Consider the following 18,924-nt stretch of genomic DNA (forward strand, 5'->3'; position numbering starts at 1 on the left):
TGTGGGGGAGATGTCCGGCAGGACAGAGGGGGGCGCGAAGAATCTCGACGGAGCGTTTCCTCGGATCGAAGGGTCACGTCATGAAAGAAATCTCCTGCAAGCTGCTGGTCATCGGCGCGGGGCCGGGCGGCTATGTCTGCGCTATTCGTGCCGGGCAGCTCGGCGTCGATACCGTCATCGTCGAGGCCGGCAAGCCGGGCGGCACCTGTCTCAATGTTGGCTGCATTCCTTCCAAGGCACTGATCCATGCAGCGGAGGAGTTCGAGAAGGTCGCGCAGATGGCGGGCGGCAACAGCCCGCTCGGCATTTCGGTGGCCGCGCCGGCGCTGGATCTGGGCAAGACGGTCGCCTGGAAGGACGGCATCGTTAGTCGGCTTAACAGCGGTGTCGCCGGCCTGCTCAAGAAGGCCGGGGTGAAGACCGTGCAGGGCTGGGCGACGTTTCGAGACGGCAAGACCGTCGCGGTCGAGACCGAGACGGGAAGCCAGGTGATCCGCGCCGAAGCGGTGGTGATCGCCACCGGCTCGGCGCCGGTCGAATTGCCGTTCCTGCCGTTCGGCGGGCCGGTGATCTCGTCGACGGAAGCGCTGGCGCTGAAGGAGGTGCCGCAGCGGCTGGCGGTGGTCGGCGGCGGCTATATCGGCCTGGAGCTCGGCACTGTCTTCGCCAAGATGGGCGCGGCGGTGACCGTGGTCGAGGCCTTGCCGCGCGTGCTGGCGCAGTATGACGCCGAACTGACGCGGCCGGTGGTCAAGCGGCTGGCGGCGCTCGGCATCGAAATGATGCCAGGCGCCAAGGCCAAGGGCCTGTCGACGAAAGGCGATGCGCTGCTGGTCGAGACCCCGGACGGCAAGGATGCCAGGATCGCCGCCGACAAGATCCTGGTCACGGTCGGCCGCAAGCCGGTGACGGAAGGGTGGGGGCTCGACCAGATCGACCTCGACATGGCGGGGCGATTCATCCGCATCGACGAGCAGTGCCGCACCTCCATGCGCGGCATCTTCGCCATTGGCGACGTCACCGGCGAGCCGATGCTGGCGCACCGGGCGATGGCGCAAGGCGAGATGGTCGCCGAAATCGTCGCCGGCCATAAGCGCAGCTGGGACAAGCGGGCTATCCCGGCCGTCTGCTTCACCGATCCGGAGCTGGTCACCGTCGGCCTGTCGCCCGAAGAGGCCAAGGCGCTCGGCGGCGAAATCAAGATCGGGATGTTTCCCTTCGCCGCCAATGGCCGCGCGATGACCAGGCTTGGCGAGGATGGCTTTGTCCGCGTCGTCGCCCGCGCGGACAATCATCTTGTGCTGGGCATCCAGGCGGTCGGGCAAAGCGTGTCGGAACTGTCGACGGCCTTCGGCCTGGCGCTCGAAATGGGCGCGCGGCTGGAGGACATCGCCGGCACCATCCATGCCCATCCGACACAGGGCGAAGGCTTCCAGGAAGCGGCCCTGAAGGCGCTGGGACACGCGCTGCATATTTAGAGCGCGACAGCAAAAACTGGTGATGTTGGCGGGGCACTGCCCCCCTCTGCCCTACCGGGCATCTCCCCCTCAAGGGGGGAGATCGGCCGTCACCTCTGCCTTCGCCAATTTCCCAACGTAGCCAAGTGAGCGGGGCGCCGAAACTGTCAATCTCCCCCCTTGAGGGGGAGATGTCCGGCAGGACAGAGGGGGGTGCTAGCCCGCCACCGGTGCGCAATTCCGGACTGAAAACCGTTTCCCGGAATTGCTCTAATTCGCCGCGCTCATCGCCTTGTCGAGCGCTGCCTTCACGTCCGCCGGCCAGGTCTTCACCGGGGGCTTGGCGTCCGGCTGGCCGTTCTCGCCGCGGCGGGCGAAATAGAGCTTGTGCTGGCCCGGGTCGACCGCCATGAAGCCGTCATTGCCGCCGCAATCATGCGGCACGCAGCCGCTGGCGTAGAAGGCGCCGGACGCGGTCTTCTCGGTGCCGCCGCCGACCAGCAGGCTGGTCGCCATGTCGGGCATGTCCTTGCCGAGCAGCGCCTCGGCCGCCTTATAGACGGCCTCATTGTGGAAGGCGTCGATGATGTTGTCATATTTCGACGGATCGATGTCCTTCCAGTCGGTGCCGGGTTCGGGCATGTAGGTCAGATTGCCGGAGATCGTCAGACCCGATGTCGGCGACCACTGCAATGCCGGCTTCGAATCGCCGGGAAGGAGATAAGGCACGAAATAGATGGCGCTGTCGGAGACGGCCGTGGGCGGCGCGCCGCACTCGTCCTGCTCGACGGTGGTGCTCTGGATCTCCGCGCCTTCCGGTTTCCAGACGATCACCGTCGCCGGCCCGCACTGGTTGCCGCCGTCGCCGACGTCGAACAGCGCCACCTTGACGCCGCCGACCTCGACGATCTTGTCGAAGAAGACGTCGTAATTGCCGGCCAGCTGCTTGCCGTCATAGGCAAGCACCTTCTCGCCATACTGTTCCTGCTGGGTGATGGTGAACTGGCCGCCCTCGAACGGGACCGGCGCCTGTTTGTCGTCGTCGGAAACGTCGGCGGCTCCCTCATCCGTAGCCGGCGTCTCGCTTGCCGCCGGTGGCTGCGCCTCTGGCGTCTCGGCCTGCGCATGCGCGCCGGCCATCGTCGCCACGGTCATGGCCAGGGCGCAGGCGCTGGCAAGAAGCGGGCGTGTCATGACTGTTCCTCCTTCAGCCGCCGCAAGCCCGGCCAGCGACGGCCGGGCCGATGTCGTCAGCCGCGCCGTTCAGGCCCAGGGGCGCAGCTCGGCGTTCTTCTTCTCGAACGAAGCGATGGCGCCGGCCTTCTCCATCGTCAGGCCGATATCGTCGAGGCCGTTCAGCAGGCAATGACGCTTGAAGTCGTCGAGATCGAACTTGACCACGCCGCCATCGGGCCCGCGGATCTCCTTGGCCTCGAGGTCGATCGACAAGGTGGCGTTGGAGCCGCGCGACGCGTCGTCCATCAGCTTGTCGAGATCCTCGGGGCTGACAGTGATGGGCAGCACGCCGTTCTTGAAGCAGTTGTTGTAGAAGATGTCGGCGAAGGAGGTCGAGATGACGCAGCGTATGCCGAAATCGAGCAGCGCCCACGGCGCGTGCTCGCGCGAGGAGCCGCAGCCGAAATTGTCGCCGGCGACAAGGATCTGCGCCTTGCGGTAGGCCGGCTTGTTGAGCACGAAATCCGGATTCTCCGAACCGTCGTCCTTGTAGCGCATCTCGGCGAACAGGCCGCTGCCGAGCCCGGTGCGCTTGATCGTCTTGAGATAATCCTTGGGGATGATCATGTCGGTGTCGACATTGACGATCGGCATGGGCGCGGCGACGCCGGTGAGCTTGGTGAATTTTTCCATGGTCTTGCCCGTCTTCCTGGCATTGCGGGGGATTGCTGGCGCCCGGTTTACACAAAGCCGGCGACAAATAAAAGGCAGGTGTTCGCGCGCGTCGGCACGGGTGCCGCACAAACGGCTTCGAATTCGCGGCCCGATGGTGCAGTCTGGATGTGATGGCTGAAAAAATCCTCTATGCCCGCGAACCCGCGCTCAATGTCGCCGAATTCCGCCGCGTGCTGGTGGACTCCGGCCTTGGCGAGATCCGTCCCGTCGATGATGCCGACAGGCTGCGGGCGATGCTGTCGGGCGCCAATCTGGTGCTGACCGCGCGGCTGGATACCGAAGGCAAGCCGCTGGTCGGCGTCATCAGGGCCGTGACGGACTTCTCCTGGGTCTGCTACATCTCCGATCTCGCCGTTTCCGGATCGGCGCAGGGGCTCGGCATCGGCAAGGGACTGATGGACGAGGCGCGGCGGCAGCTCGGCCCGTCCGTCGCCATCAGCCTGGTTTCCGTGCCCGACGCCGCCGGCTTCTACGAACGCATCGGCATGATGCGCATGGCCGACGCCTTCTGGTTCTCCCGCACGCGCTGACATTTTTCTCCTGTGGCCGGATCCAGCAGCCGTTGGCATGACATGTCGCCTTGACATGCAACCAAATGGTTGCATATTAGGGCCATGAGCATGGACGCCGTCTTTCGCGCTTTGGCCGACCCGACCCGCCGGCAATTGCTGGACAGCCTTCATGACAGGAACGGGCAGACGCTGAACGGGCTGTGCGCTGAGATGGATATGACCCGCCAGGCGGTGACCAAGCACCTGGCGATCCTCGAGGAGGCGAACCTTGTCACCACAATCCGCAAGGGGCGCGAGAAGGAGCACTACCTCAACCCGGTTCCGATCAACGAGATCGCCGAGCGCTGGATCGGCAAATTCGAGCGGGGGCGGCTCTCCGCCCTCGGCGATCTGAAGAGACGCCTCGAAAAGGAAGACTGATGAGCAACGCCTTCGTTTATGTGACCTACATCCGCACCACGCCCGACAAGCTTTGGCAGGCGCTGACCGAACCGGAATTCCACGAGCAATATTTTCTCGGCGCCCGCATGCAGAGCGACTGGAGAAAGGGCTCCGCGTGGAAGATGGTCTATGCCGACGGCCGGGTGACCGACAGCGGCGAGATCCTCGAGATCGATCCGCCAAGGCGCCTGGTGATCAAATGGCGCAATGAGTTCATGCCGGACGTGAAGGCCGATGGCTACACCACCTGCACCTTCGTCATCGAGCAGGAGGGCGACATGATGAAGCTTGCCGTCACCCATGCGGCCGACGGCCCGCACAAGCTGCTGGAGCATGTCGGCAAGGGCTGGCCGCTCGTCCTGTCGAGCCTGAAAAGCCTGCTCGAAACCGGGCAGGGCCTGTCTCGGCCGGCGTCGAAAGGCTGAAAATCATCGGTTCCGAGCCGAAACAATCATTCGGAGGCATCCATGATGCATGTTCCAGTGCCAACTTCAGCCGTGCAGAGCATGACCAATGGCGAGACCGTTATGGCCCAGGCCGAGATCGGCGCGCCGGCCGAGCGCGTCTTCCGCGCGCTGATCTCCGACGAGGTCGAACAATGGTGGGGGTCCGCCGACACCTACCGGATGGTGAAATGGTCGGCAGACCCTCGCGCCGGCGGCCGATGGGCCGTCACGGTCCGTGGAGCCGACGGCAGCGAGCTGCCGGCCAACGGGGAATTCCTCGATATCGAGGTGCCGCGCCGGATCGTGCAGACAAGGGCCTATGCCTGGGACCATCCGACGCTTGGCCGCCGGCAAACGACGGTCGCCTGGCTGCTGGAACCAACCGCCGCGGGCACGCGCCTCACCATCTGCCATGGCGGCTTCGCCGGGCTGGCCGAAGCGGCGGCCGAACATGCCGAGGGCTGGGGACGCGTGCTGGGCTGGCTACAGGCGTATTTGGGTGCGGGAAGCCGAGTGGCGGCTTAGCCGACTGGTGGCGGTGCAGACCCTTTTGATGTCAGCGTCAAAGAGGGACCTTGACTCGGCTCAAATCACATTCAACTCGCGGAACGCCCGCCCTTCGGCAACGCGTTCGTAGCCAAAGGGGGAGCAATCGATCGTGCGGTAGCCACCATGGACGATCAGCTCGGCCAGCGCCTTGCCCACGGCGGGCGCCTGCTGCAGGCCGTGGCCGGAAAAGCCGTTGGCGAAGAGGAAATTGCCGACTTCGGGATGCGGGCCGATCACCGCGTTCTGGTCGAGCGTGTTGTAGTCGTAATGACCGGCCCAGGCGCGCGTCGGCTTGATCGCCTCGAAGGCCGGGATGCGGGTCGCCAGCACCGGCCAGATCACCTCTTCGAACAGCGGCCAGTCGACGTCGAAATCGGCGGGATCGGCCGGGCCGTCGCCCTCCTCCGGCTCGGCGCCGCCGGTGAGATAGACCGAGCCTTCCGGCCTGACATAGATGCCGGACGGGTCGACCAGCAGCGGCATGTCGGCATATTTCTCGCGCGCCTCGAAGACGAAGACGTTGCGCTTGCGCGGCTCGACCGGCAGCGCCAGCCCGGCGAGTGCGGCGACCTTGCCCGCATTCGGCCCTGCGGCATTGACAAGGATGCCGGCCTCGAGCCGTTCGCCATTGTCGAGGCTGACGCCGGTAACGCGGTCACCCTGCCGCTCGATGCCGGTGACCGAAGCATTGATGAAGTCGATCTTCTTCTCGCGCAACGCCTTGCGGAACAGCATCAGCATGGCATGCGCGTCGAACCAGCCCTCGCCGCTGCGGCCATAGGCGCCGGCGGTGATGCCCTCGGCCGACAGCCAAGGGAAACGGCGCACGAGTTGTTCGGCGTCCTCCAGCAAAATGTCGGCGCCTTCGGCAAGCTGTGCCTCGTGGTTGGCCCTGAGGATCGGCAGCCCGGCCTCGCCGGCGAGAATGAGATAGCCGCCCTCGCGAAAACCGATGTCGGCGTCTGCGCCGAATTCTTCCTTCAGCCGCCGGAACAGTTTCAGCGTGAATTGCGACAGGCGGATATTTTCCGGAATGGAGAATTGCTGGCGGATCGAGGCCATGGATAGCGTCGTCGCCGCGTGGGAAAATTGCGGGTCGCGCTCGACCAGCGCGATCGAGCCGGAAAAGCCCTCCTCGCGCAGATAATAGGCGATCGAGGAGCCGACGATGGCTCCGCCGATGATGATGATGTCGTAGCGCACTTTTTTCTCCGATCGCTGCCGGCGTCCTTACGCGACCGGCAAAACAATCTCGAAGCGCGTGCCGCGCTCGGAGTCAACCAGCCTGATCGTGCCATCCTGCGCTTTCAGGAGGGCCAGCACGATGCCGAGCCCCATGCCGGTGCCCCCGGTAGAGCACCGCGCGAGGCCGCCTGCTCCCTTGCCTCAACCCGCGGCAGGCGGCATAGATTTGGCATGACGACCGATCCCTACCGCCCGCGCCGCTCGGTGCTCTATGTCCCGGCCTCGAACGACAAGGCGCTGGCCAAGATGGCGCAGCTTGCCTGCGATACCGTCATCATCGACCTGGAGGATGCCGTCGCCCCGGCCGAGAAGGTCGCGGCGCGCGAAAAACTGGCCGGCATCTTCAGCAATCGTCCTGATACCAACCATAGTGGCCGGCGCTGCGAGATGGTGGTGCGCATCAATGCGCTCTCGAGCGAATGGGGCGGCGCCGACCTGCTGGCGGCGGCCAAGGCGGAGCCGGACGGCATCCTGCTGGCCAAGGTCGACACGCCCCGCGACGTGCTCGAGGCGGGTGACGTGCTCGACGACAATTCCGCCCCCGACAGCGTGAAACTATGGGCGATGATCGAGACGCCGAAGGCCGTGCTCAATGTCGGCGCCATCGCCGAACTTGGCCGCGATCCTGCCTCGCGGCTTGATTGTTTCGTTGCCGGAACGAATGACCTGACCAAGGACACCGGCATTATGGCGACGTCGGACCGGCGTTATCTCCTGCCGTGGCTGATGCAGATGGTGCTGGCGGCGCGTGCCGGCGATCTCGATATCGTCGACGGCGTCTTCAACGATTTTCGCGCGCTCGATGCTTTCAGCCGCGAATGCACGGAAGCGGCCGCCATGGGCTTCGACGGTAAGACGCTCATCCATCCCGCCCAGATCGAGGCGGCGAACCGTGCCTTTGCGCCATCGGCGGAGGCGGTGGCCAAGGCCCGCGCGGTGAAGGAGGCCTTTGCGCTTCCGGAAAATGCCGGCAAGAACGTGATTGCGCTGGAGGGAAGGATGGTCGAACGGCTGCACCTTGCGCAGGCCGAAAAACTGCTGGCGAAGGCGGCGGCCGTCGGCGCATGATGTGCCGTGTTGGATTGCCGATCGCGGGCGATGGACTGACGACAGGAATTGAATGATGAAACTCTACCGCTTTCTCACCGCTCCGGACGACGCCAGCTTCTGTCACAAGGTGACGGCGGCGCTGAACAAGGGCTGGCACCTGTTCGGCTCCCCCACCTACGCCTACGACAAGAAGACCAAGACCATGCGCTGCGGCCAGGCCGTGGTGAAGGATGTCGAGGGCCAGGAATACGGGCCGGACACCAAGCTCAGCGACTGGTAGCCCCTCGCATCCACAGCCACGCCGCCAGCCAGGCGATCGATGCCGCAAGCATCGCCAAGCCCAGGTCAAGAGCCAGCTCCGGAACGAACGCACGAAGCGCGATCGGCACCGCGCCAATGAGATAAAGAGCGAGAGGAATGCGCGGCACGCCTCTTGCAACGGCGAGAGAGATTACAAACGCGAGCGTTCCAACCAGAAAAAGAACCGAACTGGCGACCAGAGCCAGACCGAGCGGTCCGGCTCGCAGCTCGACGATGGTTGTGAGCGGAAGCTTCGAAAATACCAGATTGATCACTGCTTCCACGCCTACCAAACTTGCCAACGCAACGAAGTTGATGACAAACGCGATAGTGCCGAACAGCCCCGCGCGCCGGCCAAACGCAAGAAACAGGCCTACGACGAGGCCAAGTGCCAATATCTCGGCGACTGGTGCGAGAAGTTGCGTCAGATCGGTGGTCGCGATGAGCGAGCTGCGTTTAGCCGCGTTGACCAGAAGAATAAGCGCGCTTCCCATCCCGGCGACGGCGGCAAGCCGATAAAGCGTGAGGCTGGGCACAGTCGCGCTCGACTGAACAATCGCGAAATTCTCCTGCTGAAGTTCTTCGGCTGGACTCTGATGCGAAATGACCGATTGCGGGCGGGGTGGGGCTGTTCTGGCGAGCATGTTCGTCTCCTCAGCTGGGAGTTCGGGAGCCGCGAAGACCGTAGGCCTGTTCCGATCCCATCAGTAATCACTGCTTACATCCTCTGGCCGGGATTGTAAACGGCGATTACATAAATCGCGGAATCATGCTACAGAGGCGGGAAGCTGCTCCACGGAACGAAGGGAAAGAGATGGCAAAAGCCAAGGCGCCTCATCGCACTGGTTACCACCATGGCAATTTGCGGGAGGTCCTGATCGATGCCGCGGTTCAACTGGTCGAGGAAGGCGGCCCCGACAATGTGAGCGTGCGCGAAGCCGCAAAACGTGCCGGGGTTTCCCCCGGCGCGCCATTCCGTCACTTCAGCAACAAGACCGCGTTGATGACGGCTGTCGCGGAGCAGGCAATGAGCCGATTCCGCTCGGAGATCACGAATGCGGTCGAGAAGGTTGCGACGGACGATCCGATCGAACGCTTTGCCGCTGTTGGAATCGCCTATTTGCGCTGGGCAATTCGAAACCCCACCCACTTCCAGATCATCTCGACACGCAATCTTATTGATTGGGATGCTTCGGAGTCGCTGCGTCACGATAATGAAGCGGTGCGTTCGCTGATGGAAGCGTCAATGGCAGAAGCACAGCGGCGAAACATGCTCCGGTCGGACGACATGGCAGAGACCCAGATAGCCGCGAGGGCGCTCGTCTACGGGCTCGCACGCATGTACATTGATGGACATTTTGCGCAATGGGCAGTGGCAGGACATACCGGGGAGCAGACTGTGCAGAACGTATTAAAACATTTCATCACACTCATTGTGAAATGACGGCCTGACGTAGAACCGGTCACTCGGCTGCCTCTTCGATCTTCTCCATATCGTCGTCCGACAGGCCGAAATGGTGGCCGATCTCGTGGATCAGCACATGGGTGACGATGTCGCCCAAAGTCTCCTCGTTCTCGGCCCAGTAGTCGAGGATGGCGCGGCGATAGAGCGTGATGCGGTTCGGGCCTTCGCCGGTCTGCGGGTTCCAGCGCTCGGCAATGCCGCGTCCCTCGAATAGGCCGAGCAGGTCGAAGGGCGTTTCCAGCGACAGGTCGTCCATGATCTCGTCGGTCGGGAACTCGGCGATCTGGATGACGATCTCGCCGGTCAGCTTGCGAAAATCCTCGGGCAGATGGGCGTAGGCCTCCAGCGCCAGGAACTCGATCTCGTCCATCGACGGCGAAAGCTGGTCGTGCCAAATGCGGGTCTTGTAGATGCGGGCCATGCTTTGTCCTTTGATCCCGGCATATAGGCTTTTGGGCCACAATCGGCAAATGACGCGGCGGCCAACCCCAGGATTGCTTACGGCACCGGGAGCCGTTTCGCATGGCTTGAGGCGCGGCCGGCTGTCCGACCAATGTTGGCCCTCTTATCGGAGAGGAATAAATTCCCCATGAGTCTGCTTGACTCTTTGGGTCGCCTCTGGAATCTATAAGAACATAACAGGAACAATTGTGAGTGGACACTGACCGTCATGGCGATGAGCGCCGTGGCGCGGGAGACTGTTTTTGCCCTGCGCCGCCAGATCGCGAAGATCGAAGGAACGCTGCCCGAGCGCCTGCAGGCGCCGGCCGGCGCGGTTTCCGACGCCGGCATGGCCGCCGCGGACCGCACCGTGGTCCGGCGCGGCATCGCCGTGGCCAGGCCGGATGCTTTCCTGCGCACCGGCATCGGCCGGCTCGATGCCGCCCTCGGTGGCGATTGGGGCGGCGATTTGGGCGGCGGCCTGCCGAAAGCGGCCTTGAGCGAAATCCATGGCGTCGAGACCCGCGATGCCGGAGCGGTCGCCGGCTTCGCCCTGTCGCTCGCCAGCCTGATCCTCAAGCCCAGCCTGATCCTCAAGCAAGGGCCGCGATTGCCGGTGCTGTGGATCGGCACCCAGGAGGTTTTTCGCGAGGCGGGCTTTCCCTATGCCCGGGGCCTTCACGCCGCCTTCGGCATCGAGCCGGAGCAATTGCTGTTTTCCGAGGCGCCAAGGCTCGCCGATGCGCTGTGGGTCGCCGAGGAGGCGGCCCGCATGACGGCGCTCGCCGCCGTCATCCTTGAAGTCCGCGGCAATCCGCAGCGGCTGGACCTGACCGCGACGCGCCGGCTGCACGCCCGCGCGCAGAGCGCCGGCCGGCCGGTCTTCCTGCTGCGGCAGGCGGCCGAACCCGAACCGACGGCGGCGCCCGTCCGCCTCATCGTCTCGCCGGCGCCGGCAGGGCCGCGCGACACGGTCGCCGGGCCGCTTGCCGGCTCGATCGGCCGCCCCGCCTTCACCATCAGCATCGGCAAGAGCCGCACGGCCCTGCCAGGACAATTCATATTGGAGTGGAACCCCGATGAACGCATATTCGATGAAAGACGGATTGGGGAAGAACGAGCAAAGAATCCTGTCCCTGTGGTTTCCCTATCTCGCGGCCGAACGGATCCTGCGGCAGCGCCTGGGGCGGTCCTGGCGTTCCCGGCCATCGGATCACCGGCCGCTGGTGATCAGCCATCGCGACAGCAACGCGCAGCGCATCTTAGCCCTCGACGAGCGGGCTGAGGCGCTGCATCTGAAGCCCGGCATGGGCATCGCCGATGCGCGCGCCATGCATCCGTCGATCGACATAATGGAGGCCGATGCCGAAGCCGACCGGCGCCTGCTCGAAGGCCTTGCGGACTGGTGCGACCGCTATACCCCGCTGGTGGCGCTCGACGGGACCGACGGCCTGTTCCTCGACGTCACCGGCTGCACCCATCTTTTCGGCGGCGAACGCGCCATGCTGGACGAGATCCTGTCGCGCTTCTTCCATCAGGGCTTCGACGTCCGTGCCGGCCTTGCCGCGACACCCGGCGCCGCCTGGGCGGCGGCGCGGTTCTGCGGCGACCGCATCGTTGCCGGCGGCGAGGAGGAAGCGCTCCTGGCGCCCTTGCCGCTGGCGGCGCTACGCATCGCGCCGGAAACCCGCGCCAGCCTGGAAAGTGTTGGCCTGCGCACGGCGGGCGCGGTGATGGCCGCGCCGCGCGCGCCGCTCGCCCGCCGCTTCGGTGCCTCCCTGCTCTTGCGCCTCGACCAGGCGCTCGGCCGTCTCGACGAGGCGGTGTCGCCGCGCCTGCCCGTCGCGCCGCTTTCGGTCGAACGCCATTTGGCCGAGCCCGTCACGCTGACAGAGGACATAGAACGGCTGGTGGGCATGCTGGCGACGACCCTGAAGATCGACCTCGAGCGGCGCGGCGAAGGCGCGAGAAGCCTGGCGCTGCTCTTGTTCCGCGTCGACGGCGCCGTCAGCCGCATCGCGCTCGGCACGTCGCGACCGATGCGCGAACCCCGGCTGATCCAGAAATTGTTCCATGAGCGGCTGGCCGCCCTCGAGCAGCATATCGATGCCGGCTATGGCTTCGACCTGGTGCGGCTTTCGGTGCTGGCGGCGGCGGCCTTCGACATGCCGCAGGCCGACCTGACAGGCAAAACGACCGACGACGGCGCCGATATCGCGCTGTTCGCCGACCGCATCCGCGCCCGGCTCGGCGAGGGCGCGGTTCTCAAGCCGGTCGTCGTGGAAAGCCATCTGCCCGAGCGTGCCGTCGCCACCATCCCCTTCACGGAAACCCCGCGCCGCATCACGCCGCCGAAGAAACCGGACAGGATGCAGGCGCCGATGACCATCTTCCCGCCGGAGCGGCCGATCCGGCTTTTCCGCTCGCCCGAGCCGATTGAGGTGCCGGCCACCGAAATGCCCGAGGGACCGCCGCTGAATTTCCGCTGGCGGCGTGCGCTCTACAGGGTCGCCCGCGCCGAAGGCCCTGAACGCATCGCGCCGGAATGGTGGCGTGAATTTTCGAGCGACGAAGCGGCGTCGACACGCGACTATTTCCGCATCGAGGATGCCGACGGCCGCCGCTACTGGCTCTACCGGCAAGGTCTCTATGGCGGCTCTGAAATCCCGCCGCGCTGGTTCCTGCACGGGGTCTTCGCATGAACGCGCTGACCGCCATTCCCTATGCGGAATTCGGCATCCAGTCGAATTTCTCGTTCCTGCGCGGCGCCTCCAAGCCGGAGGAGCTGGTGGTCGCGGCCAAGCTCATGGGGTTCTCCGCGATCGGGCTCGCCGACCGCAACACGGTGGCGGGCGTGGTGCGCGCCTGGCAGCAGGCCAAGGTCGAGACGCTTGCCTACCACCCCGGCAGCCGGCTGGTTTTTTGCGACGGCACGCCTGATATTCTCGCCTATCCGCGGAACCGCAAGGGCTGGGGACATCTGTGCCGCATGCTCACGCAAGCCAATCTGCGCGAGGAGAACGAAAAGGGCGCGACCCTTCTGCGGCGCGACGACCTTCTCGAATGGGGGGATCTGATGTCGCTGTCGGTCCTGCCCGACCTGGCGGCGGAGGCCGAGGGCACACTAGCCCTGCTTGGCGAGCTCAAGGACCGTTTCGGTAAAAACCTGCGGCTTGGCGTTTCGCCCGATTATGCGGGAAACGACCGCTTCAGGATCGAGCAGGCGGCGGCGATGGCGGAGCTGGCCGGCCTGCCCTTGATGGCGACCAACGACGTCCTCTACCACACGGCCGAACGCCGCCCGCTGCAGGACGTGCTGACCGCGATCCGTCTCAACATTCCCGTTTCGGAGGTCGGGCTGGAACTCACGGCGAATGCCGAGCGCCATCTGAAACCGCCGCTGGAGATGGCGCGCCTGTTCCGCAGGCACCCGGAGGCACTGGCCGAAACGCTGCGCTTCGCGCAGGAGCTGACCTTCTCGCTCAGCGACCTTCAGTACAATTACCCCGACGAGCCGACGCAATCAGGGCTCGGCCCGCAGGCGGAGCTGGAAAGGTTGGCGCGGGAGGGGGCGGCCAGGCGCTATCCCTCGGGCGTGCCGCAATCGGTGACGAGGCGCATCGAGGAAGAGCTCGCCCTTATTGAGCGCCTGAACTATGCCCGTTATTTCCTGACCGTCCACGACATCGTCAAATTCGCCCGCAGCCAGGATATTCTCTGCCAGGGGCGCGGTTCGGCCGCCAATTCGGTCGTCTGCTTCTGCCTCGGCATCACCGAGGTCGGGCCGGAGCGAATCGACACGCTGTTCGAACGCTTCATTTCCGAGGAGAGGAACGAACCGCCCGACATCGACGTCGATTTCGAGCATGAGAAGCGCGAGACGGTCATCCAATATATCTACGAGAAATACAGTTCCAAGCGCACCGCGCTGGCCGCCGCCGTCATCAGCTATCGCGGCCGCTCGGCGCTGCGCGAAGTGTCGAAGGCGATGGGCCTGTCCGAGGATGTCAGGGCATCGCTCTCCGGCTCGATCTGGGGCTGGTCGACCTCGGAGCTCGGCGAGAAGGAAGCCCGGGCCGGCGGCCTCGATCGCGCCGACCCCATATCGCGGCACGTGATGGAGCGTGCCAACGAGATCATGGGCTTTCCCCGTCACCTCTCCCAGCATGTCGGCGGCTTCGTCATCACCAGGGACCGGCTCGACGAGATCGTGCCCATCGTCAAGACGGCGATGGAGGAACGCAAGATGGTCGAATGGGACAAGGACGATCTCGACGCGGTCAAGATCCTCAAGGTCGACGTGCTGGCGCTCGGCATGCTGACTTGTCTCAAACGCGCCTTCACTCTGCTGACGGACCATTATCCGCAGGCGCGAGACCCTTACGGGCAGCCCTATGTCCTTGCCACCCTGCCGGAAGAGGCGAAGCCGGTCTATAAGATGATCGGTCGCGCCGACACGATCGGCGTCTTCCAGATCGAATCGCGCGCGCAGATGTCGATGCTGCCGCGTCTCAAGCCAAAAGAATTCTATGACCTTGTCATCGAGGTGGCGATCGTGCGGCCCGGCCCGATCCAGGGCGACATGGTCCACCCCTATCTGCGCCGCCGGCAAGGCAAGGAGCAGCCCGAGTATCAGAAACCGGAGCTGGAGGCGATCCTCCGCAAGACGCTGGGCGTTCCTCTGTTCCAGGAACAGGCGATGAACATCGCCATCGTGGCCGGCGGCTTCAAGCCGGGCGAGGCCGACGAGTTGCGCCGCGCCATGGCCACCTTCAAGCGCACCGGCACGATCGGCAATTACCGCCGGCGCATGATCGACGGCATGGTCGGCAAGGGCTACACCCGGGATTTCGCCGAACGCTGTTTCAAGCAGATCGAGGGTTTTGGCGAATACGGCTTTCCCGAAAGCCATGCCGCCTCCTTCGCGCTGCTGGTCTATGCCTCCTGCTGGTTCAAGACCTTCTATCCCGACGTGTTCTGCGCCGCGATCCTGAATTCACAGCCCATGGGGTTTTACCAGCCGGCCCAGCTTGTTCGTGATGCGCGCGACCATGGCGTCGACATCCGCGAGGTCGACGTCAATTTCTCCGTCTGGGACTGCACCTTGGAAAAGGCGACTTTCGACCCGGCCCGCATCCTGCCGCGCCATGCCGACATGCGCGGTGTCATCGCGACCAGCCATGCGCTGCGGCTCGGTTTCCGGCAGATCAAGGGATTTTCCAAGGAGCGCATGGACGCCTTCGTCGAGCGGCGCGGTTCAGGCTACGCATCCGTGCGGGATGTCTGGCTGCGCTCCGGCCTCGATGTCGCCGAGATCGAAAGACTGGCGCAGGCCGATGCCTTCCGCTCGCTCGGCCTCGACCGCCGCGCCGCGCTTTGGGCGGTGCGCGCCCTCGACGGCAAGAGTGCCGCCGAAAAGCTGCCGCTTTTCGACCGGCCGGCGCTGCGGCTACGCGAGCTGGAGCCGGAGACGAAGCTGCCGAAAATGCCGCTCGGCGAGCATGTCATCCACGATTACCGCTCGCTTGGCCTGTCCTTGAAGGCGCACCCGGTCGCCTTCCTGCGCGAACGGCTCGACCGGGCCGGCGTGACGCCCAATGCCAGGCTGTGCTCGGTGCGGGACGGACGGCGCGTCTCGGTCGCCGGGCTCGTTCTGGTGCGGCAGCGCCCCGGCAAGGGCAATGCGGTCTTCCTGACGCTGGAGGATGACGAGGCCGTTGCCAACGTCATCTTCTGGCAGCGGACCTTCGACCGCTTCCGGCCCATCGTCATGGGCGCGCGCTTCGTCAAGGTCACCGGCAAATTGCAGTCGGAATCGGATGTCGTCCACATCGTCGCCGAGAAGATCGAGGATCTGACGCCCTGGCTGACGGTGCTGCTGGAAGAGGCAGCGCCAGCCGTGCCGGCCGGGCAGGACATCGCAAGGCTGTCGGACAAGGCGGAAAAGGTCATGCCCAGGGGGCGCAATTTTCAGTAGGGGGGCGCCGTAGAATGCCGACCTTGATAATTTTCACGTCGAGCCGGCCGGCCCGCCCAGCCGTGGCGGCAGCACGTCTTCCGCCGAGATGCTCCGTGCCTCCGAAGGCAGCATGATCGGGATGCCGTCGCGCACGGGATAGGCGAGCTTGGCGACCCGCGAGATCAGTTCGCCGCGCTCGGGATCCCAGGCCAGCGGGCCCTTGGTCAGCGGGCAAGCCAGCAGCTCCAGCATCCTGGGGTCGACATTCGCTCTCTTTCCGTCACGCCCATCCGCCGCCATCGTGTCCTCTCTCAACATCCTACTGCAGGCTCGAGCCAAAATCCTCGTTCTCGCGCGCCAGCGCCATTTCGGTGATGGCGATCAGCGTTTCGGCGCGGGTCTTGAGATCGGCCGCTTCGAGCAGCGCCTGCTTCTCGGCCGGTCCATAGGGCGCCATCATCGACAGCGCGTTGACCAGCATGGCGTTTTCGGCCCGGCTGACGCTTTCCCAGTCGGCCTCCAGGTCGTTGGCCTGCAGATAGGAGCGGAACGCCCGCAGCAGCGCCGGCCGGTCGACCTCGGCGGCCGCCTGGTCGTCGTCGAGATCGGCGAGAAAGGGGGCGATCTTGCCTTGGCGGAACGGCGTCTTGACCGTCAGCTCATGGGTGACACGGAACCGGCACACACCCTGCAGCGAAATCAGGTAGCGGCCGTCGCCGGTCTCGGAAAGCGCTATGATGCGGCCGGCGCAGCCGACATTGCAGAGTTCCGGCTCGCCATCGTCGCGCAAGGCGCCGTCGAGGCTGGGCTGGATGACGCCGATCAGCCGTGAGCCGGCGATCGCCTCGTCGACCATCTGCAGGTAGCGCGGCTCGAAGATGTTGAGCGGCATGCGGCCGCCCGGCAGCAGAAGCGCGCCCTCGAGCGGAAAGACCGGGATGGTCGACGGCAGATCCCTGGCGAGCCGGTAGTGAGCGTTTCCCGCTTGCACCTCGTTCCTCCGATCGCTTCGCCTGGGAAGCGCCTCCATGCCGCGATCCGCCTGTCGCTGCCCGGGGTTGTTGGCTTCCCGAGGGAAAGGCGGGCCGGATTCGTCCTATCTGGCGCGGCCGGCGCCGGGTGCAAGCCCCGCGCGACCATTCGGCCGCGCCGGCTCAGGAAAACAGCAGCGACGACAATTTGCGCCGCGCGGCAAGCGTCGCCTCGTCGGTCATGCCCCAGGCCTCGAAGAAGCGCAGCAATTGCGCCTTGGCGCCGTCCTCGTTCCAGCCGCGGTCAGCCTTGATGATGGCCAGGAGATTGTCGGCGGCCGCATCGCGCTCGCCCCTGGCGTTCTGGACCATGGCCAGATCGAAGCGGGCCTGATGGTCGCCGGGATTCTCAGCCAGCCGGCGCTCGAACTCCGCCGGGTTGCCGAGTTCGGACGCTTGCGCGGCCAAGGTCATCCTGGCGCGCAGCGCGGCCAGCGGCGGCGCATCGGCCTTGGCCTGCGGCGCCCGCGCCAGCATCGCCTCGGCGCCTTCGGTATCACCGGCCTCGAACAGCAATTCGCCTAGCCCCGCTATCGCCTCGATCGTCTCCGGCGCCTGCTCGAGCACGGCGTCATAGATGTCGGCCGCCGTCTGCACGTCGCCGGCAGCGCGCGCCTCGGCCGCCGCCGCCAGCGCCTCGGTTACATCAGCCGCACCATTGCCCTTGCCGCCGACCTTGTCGATGAACTGGGTGATCTGGCTCTCGGGGATGGCGCCCATGAAGCCATCGACCGGCTGGCCGTCCTTGAAGGCGATGACCGCGGGAATGGACTGGATGCCGAGCTGGCCGGCGATCGAGGGATGGTCGTCGATGTTCATCTTGACCAGCTTGACCTTGCCGCCGGCGGCGCGGACCGCCTTTTCCAGTTGCGGCGTCAGCTGCTTGCACGGCCCGCACCACGGCGCCCAGAAATCCACCAGCACCGGCTGGCGGCGCGATTCCTGGATGACATCGGCGGCAAAGGCCGCGGTGGTCGTATCCTTGATGACGTCGCCGGCGGGGGCGGCGCCGGCCGCAGGTTTCTGCGGTTCCGCGCCGCCGCCATACTGCACCGTCGTGGCATACTGGCCGCCGCTGTTGCCAAAGGAGCCGCCAAACGGATTGTTGTCACTCATGTCGTCGCCCTTTCGGTGGCGCCAGCGGATCGGCGCACTGTCCTTGGTTGGAAACCGGTTTCGCCATCCATGTGGCGATCATGCCGAGACTTTCAAGATAGCAGCATCGTGCCCGGTTGCCTCGACGAATCTGACGAGGTCGCCCGATGCGATCGACGTCGTCGCCTCATTGGTCAGCGGATGCGCGTTGATCACCGCATGCCGCATCAGCGCCTCGTCGAGCACGACCCTGACCCTGTGCTGCGTGTCGTTGATCAGGCCAAACACCGTGACTGCGCCCGGGGCGACGCCCAGAAGCTCCATCAGCATCTCCGGCTTGCCGAAGGAAACGCGGCCGGCGGCGCCGATCACATGATGGATCTGCTTCAGGTCGACGACAGCATCCTCGCCGACCGTGACCAGGAAGAAGGCGTCCTTCTTGTCCTTCAGGAACAGGTTCTTGGTGTGGCCGCCGGCGATTTCGCCGCGCAGCGCCTGCGAATCGGCGACCGTATAGAGCGGCGGATGGCGTTTCGTCGAAACGGCGATGCCGAGTTCGGCAAGAAAGGCAAAGAGCTCGGCTTCGGTCCTGGGCATGGGGTTCTCGTCTTCGGCTGGTTTCCAGCCATGCCGTTTACGGCCAATGACATGGTCGAGACAAGACCGCCGCGCGACGCGGCGCCGAATCCTTCCGTCTCCCGCCGGCGGCCCGCCGGCCTCGTCCGGCGCATTGAAAAAAGCCTGCGATTTCCCTGTTGCAATCGCCGCGCTCTTCAGCCATATAGGCCCGGCTTGCGGCCCAAAGCCGCGCGAGCGGGTGTAGCTCAGGGGTAGAGCACAACCTTGCCAAGGTTGGGGTCGAGCGTTCGAATCGCTTCACCCGCTCCAGTTTCCTCTTGGGGAATTAAGCAATTAAAAGAAAGCGCCGCCTAGTGCGGCGCTTCTTTTTTGCGCGTAGGTCATTGATATCTCCCATGACTTGGCGAGCCAGGGCACGATCTTTGTCGGCTCGCCATAGCTCT

Annotated in this window: 20 protein-coding genes, 1 tRNA gene and 1 pseudogene; 12 read left to right on the top strand and 10 right to left on the bottom strand. The window is 65.1% G+C overall.

The window, feature by feature from the left end; all coding sequences use genetic code 11:
• Positions 1-80: 80 nt before the first annotated feature.
• Positions 81-1,478 carry a dihydrolipoyl dehydrogenase gene (lpdA, locus tag FJ972_RS03840; RefSeq protein ID WP_140524495.1) on the top strand — a complete coding sequence of 466 codons (1,398 nt, stop codon included), beginning with the start codon at positions 81-83 and terminating at the stop codon, positions 1,476-1,478.
• A gap of 249 nt (positions 1,479-1,727) precedes the next feature.
• Here the strand turns inward: lpdA and FJ972_RS03845 are convergent, their stop codons facing one another.
• A complete protein-coding gene (locus FJ972_RS03845; protein WP_140524496.1) occupies positions 1,728-2,651 on the bottom strand; it encodes a hypothetical protein in 924 nt (307 codons plus the stop codon).
• A 69-nt stretch (positions 2,652-2,720) separates the two neighbouring features.
• Positions 2,721-3,326 carry a 3-isopropylmalate dehydratase small subunit gene (gene leuD, locus FJ972_RS03850; RefSeq protein WP_140491959.1) on the bottom strand — a complete coding sequence of 202 codons (606 nt, stop codon included), beginning with the start codon at positions 3,324-3,326 and terminating at the stop codon, positions 2,721-2,723.
• Between the two features lie 152 nt (positions 3,327-3,478).
• Between leuD and FJ972_RS03855 the strand changes: the two genes are divergently transcribed.
• From FJ972_RS03855 to FJ972_RS03870, 4 genes are all read left to right on the top strand, one after another.
• Positions 3,479-3,898 carry a GNAT family N-acetyltransferase gene (locus tag FJ972_RS03855; RefSeq protein ID WP_140524498.1) on the top strand — a complete coding sequence of 140 codons (420 nt, stop codon included), beginning with the start codon at positions 3,479-3,481 and terminating at the stop codon, positions 3,896-3,898.
• 90 nt (positions 3,899-3,988) lie between these two features.
• Positions 3,989-4,300: an ArsR/SmtB family transcription factor gene (locus FJ972_RS03860; RefSeq protein ID WP_140524680.1), complete on the top strand. Its 312-nt coding sequence runs from the start codon at positions 3,989-3,991 to the stop codon at positions 4,298-4,300.
• Positions 4,300-4,746: an SRPBCC family protein gene (locus FJ972_RS03865; protein WP_140524500.1), complete on the top strand. Its 447-nt coding sequence runs from the start codon at positions 4,300-4,302 to the stop codon at positions 4,744-4,746. Before FJ972_RS03860 ends, FJ972_RS03865 begins: the two co-directional genes overlap by 1 nt.
• A 42-nt stretch (positions 4,747-4,788) precedes the next feature.
• Positions 4,789-5,292 (top strand): SRPBCC family protein, encoded by a 504-nt coding sequence (locus FJ972_RS03870; RefSeq protein ID WP_140524501.1) that lies wholly within the window; start codon positions 4,789-4,791, stop codon positions 5,290-5,292.
• 60 nt (positions 5,293-5,352) lie between these two features.
• Here FJ972_RS03870 and FJ972_RS03875 read toward each other — a convergent pair whose 3' ends face one another.
• Together FJ972_RS03875 and FJ972_RS03880 are read right to left on the bottom strand one after the other, a co-directional pair.
• Entirely contained in the window at positions 5,353-6,519 is a 1,167-nt protein-coding gene (locus tag FJ972_RS03875) for an NAD(P)/FAD-dependent oxidoreductase (RefSeq protein ID WP_140524503.1), read from the bottom strand.
• A gap of 27 nt (positions 6,520-6,546) precedes the next feature.
• Positions 6,547-6,678, bottom strand: a pseudogene (locus FJ972_RS03880) (two-component sensor histidine kinase); the annotation flags it as partial.
• A 54-nt stretch (positions 6,679-6,732) separates the two neighbouring features.
• On the opposite strand from FJ972_RS03880, the gene FJ972_RS03885 reads away from it, so the two are divergent.
• Together FJ972_RS03885 and FJ972_RS03890 are read left to right on the top strand one after the other, a co-directional pair.
• Complete coding sequence (locus FJ972_RS03885; protein ID WP_140524505.1) at positions 6,733-7,629, top strand: HpcH/HpaI aldolase/citrate lyase family protein; 897 nt, start codon at positions 6,733-6,735, stop codon at positions 7,627-7,629.
• 55 nt (positions 7,630-7,684) lie between these two features.
• On the top strand, positions 7,685-7,891 hold the full coding sequence (locus FJ972_RS03890; protein WP_140493464.1) for a DUF1737 domain-containing protein: 207 nt from the start codon (positions 7,685-7,687) through the stop codon (positions 7,889-7,891).
• On the opposite strand, the gene FJ972_RS03895 is transcribed toward FJ972_RS03890, so the two are convergent.
• The gene (locus FJ972_RS03895; RefSeq protein ID WP_210239597.1) at positions 7,878-8,555 is read right to left on the bottom strand and encodes a hypothetical protein; all 678 of its coding nucleotides are present in this window, start codon (positions 8,553-8,555) and stop codon (positions 7,878-7,880) included. The genes FJ972_RS03890 and FJ972_RS03895 overlap by 14 nt on opposite strands.
• A gap of 170 nt (positions 8,556-8,725) precedes the next feature.
• On the opposite strand from FJ972_RS03895, the gene FJ972_RS03900 reads away from it, so the two are divergent.
• Entirely contained in the window at positions 8,726-9,355 is a 630-nt protein-coding gene (locus tag FJ972_RS03900; RefSeq protein WP_140524507.1) for a TetR/AcrR family transcriptional regulator, read from the top strand.
• 19 nt (positions 9,356-9,374) lie between these two features.
• Here FJ972_RS03900 and FJ972_RS03905 read toward each other — a convergent pair whose 3' ends face one another.
• Positions 9,375-9,797, bottom strand: a complete 423-nt coding sequence (locus FJ972_RS03905) for a metallopeptidase family protein (RefSeq protein ID WP_140491980.1) — start codon at positions 9,795-9,797, stop codon at positions 9,375-9,377.
• A 249-nt stretch (positions 9,798-10,046) separates the two neighbouring features.
• Here FJ972_RS03905 and FJ972_RS03910 point away from each other — a divergent pair, with 249 nt between their 5' ends.
• The 3 genes from FJ972_RS03910 to FJ972_RS03920 are packed head-to-tail and all read left to right on the top strand — an operon-like array spanning position 10,047 to position 15,794.
• Positions 10,047-11,102, top strand: a complete 1,056-nt coding sequence (locus FJ972_RS03910; protein WP_140514081.1) for an ImuA family protein — start codon at positions 10,047-10,049, stop codon at positions 11,100-11,102.
• Positions 11,044-12,519, top strand: coding sequence for a DUF6504 family protein (locus FJ972_RS03915; protein ID WP_140491985.1), 1,476 nt, complete (start codon positions 11,044-11,046; stop codon positions 12,517-12,519). Before FJ972_RS03910 ends, FJ972_RS03915 begins: the two co-directional genes overlap by 59 nt.
• On the top strand, positions 12,516-15,794 hold the full coding sequence (locus FJ972_RS03920; protein ID WP_140524509.1) for an error-prone DNA polymerase: 3,279 nt from the start codon (positions 12,516-12,518) through the stop codon (positions 15,792-15,794). The genes FJ972_RS03915 and FJ972_RS03920 overlap by 4 nt, the downstream gene beginning before the upstream one ends.
• A gap of 33 nt (positions 15,795-15,827) precedes the next feature.
• Here FJ972_RS03920 and FJ972_RS03925 read toward each other — a convergent pair whose 3' ends face one another.
• From FJ972_RS03925 to FJ972_RS03940, 4 genes are all read right to left on the bottom strand, one after another.
• Positions 15,828-16,076, bottom strand: a complete 249-nt coding sequence (locus FJ972_RS03925) for a Trm112 family protein (protein ID WP_140514079.1) — start codon at positions 16,074-16,076, stop codon at positions 15,828-15,830.
• Positions 16,077-16,095: 19 nt separating this feature from the next.
• Entirely contained in the window at positions 16,096-16,767 is a 672-nt protein-coding gene (locus FJ972_RS03930) for an LON peptidase substrate-binding domain-containing protein (protein WP_140514078.1), read from the bottom strand.
• Positions 16,768-16,930: 163 nt separating this feature from the next.
• The gene (trxA, locus tag FJ972_RS03935; RefSeq protein WP_140514077.1) at positions 16,931-17,923 is read right to left on the bottom strand and encodes a thioredoxin; all 993 of its coding nucleotides are present in this window, start codon (positions 17,921-17,923) and stop codon (positions 16,931-16,933) included.
• Between the two features lie 78 nt (positions 17,924-18,001).
• Positions 18,002-18,499 carry a prolyl-tRNA synthetase associated domain-containing protein gene (locus FJ972_RS03940; protein ID WP_140524511.1) on the bottom strand — a complete coding sequence of 166 codons (498 nt, stop codon included), beginning with the start codon at positions 18,497-18,499 and terminating at the stop codon, positions 18,002-18,004.
• Positions 18,500-18,715: 216 nt separating this feature from the next.
• Between FJ972_RS03940 and FJ972_RS03945 the strand changes: the two genes are divergently transcribed.
• A tRNA-Gly gene (locus FJ972_RS03945) sits at positions 18,716-18,790 on the top strand.
• The last annotated feature ends 134 nt before the right edge of the window (positions 18,791-18,924 follow it).

This window comes from Mesorhizobium sp. B2-1-1, from assembly GCF_006442975.2.
GTDB lineage: Bacteria > Pseudomonadota > Alphaproteobacteria > Rhizobiales > Rhizobiaceae > Mesorhizobium.

Coding starts and splice junctions, on each gene's coding strand:
- lpdA (WP_140524495.1), top strand. CDS start 81: ATGAAAGAAATCTCCTGCAAGCTGCTGGTCATCGGCGCGGGGCCGGGC.
- FJ972_RS03845 (WP_140524496.1), bottom strand. CDS start 2,651: ATGACACGCCCGCTTCTTGCCAGCGCCTGCGCCCTGGCCATGACCGTG.
- leuD (WP_140491959.1), bottom strand. CDS start 3,326: ATGGAAAAATTCACCAAGCTCACCGGCGTCGCCGCGCCCATGCCGATC.
- FJ972_RS03855 (WP_140524498.1), top strand. CDS start 3,479: ATGGCTGAAAAAATCCTCTATGCCCGCGAACCCGCGCTCAATGTCGCC.
- FJ972_RS03860 (WP_140524680.1), top strand. CDS start 3,989: ATGGACGCCGTCTTTCGCGCTTTGGCCGACCCGACCCGCCGGCAATTG.
- FJ972_RS03865 (WP_140524500.1), top strand. CDS start 4,300: ATGAGCAACGCCTTCGTTTATGTGACCTACATCCGCACCACGCCCGAC.
- FJ972_RS03870 (WP_140524501.1), top strand. CDS start 4,789: ATGATGCATGTTCCAGTGCCAACTTCAGCCGTGCAGAGCATGACCAAT.
- FJ972_RS03885 (WP_140524505.1), top strand. CDS start 6,733: ATGACGACCGATCCCTACCGCCCGCGCCGCTCGGTGCTCTATGTCCCG.
- FJ972_RS03890 (WP_140493464.1), top strand. CDS start 7,685: ATGAAACTCTACCGCTTTCTCACCGCTCCGGACGACGCCAGCTTCTGT.
- FJ972_RS03895 (WP_210239597.1), bottom strand. CDS start 8,555: ATGCTCGCCAGAACAGCCCCACCCCGCCCGCAATCGGTCATTTCGCAT.
- FJ972_RS03900 (WP_140524507.1), top strand. CDS start 8,726: ATGGCAAAAGCCAAGGCGCCTCATCGCACTGGTTACCACCATGGCAAT.
- FJ972_RS03905 (WP_140491980.1), bottom strand. CDS start 9,797: ATGGCCCGCATCTACAAGACCCGCATTTGGCACGACCAGCTTTCGCCG.
- FJ972_RS03910 (WP_140514081.1), top strand. CDS start 10,047: ATGGCGATGAGCGCCGTGGCGCGGGAGACTGTTTTTGCCCTGCGCCGC.
- FJ972_RS03920 (WP_140524509.1), top strand. CDS start 12,516: ATGAACGCGCTGACCGCCATTCCCTATGCGGAATTCGGCATCCAGTCG.
- FJ972_RS03925 (WP_140514079.1), bottom strand. CDS start 16,076: ATGGCGGCGGATGGGCGTGACGGAAAGAGAGCGAATGTCGACCCCAGG.
- trxA (WP_140514077.1), bottom strand. CDS start 17,923: ATGAGTGACAACAATCCGTTTGGCGGCTCCTTTGGCAACAGCGGCGGC.
- FJ972_RS03940 (WP_140524511.1), bottom strand. CDS start 18,499: ATGCCCAGGACCGAAGCCGAGCTCTTTGCCTTTCTTGCCGAACTCGGC.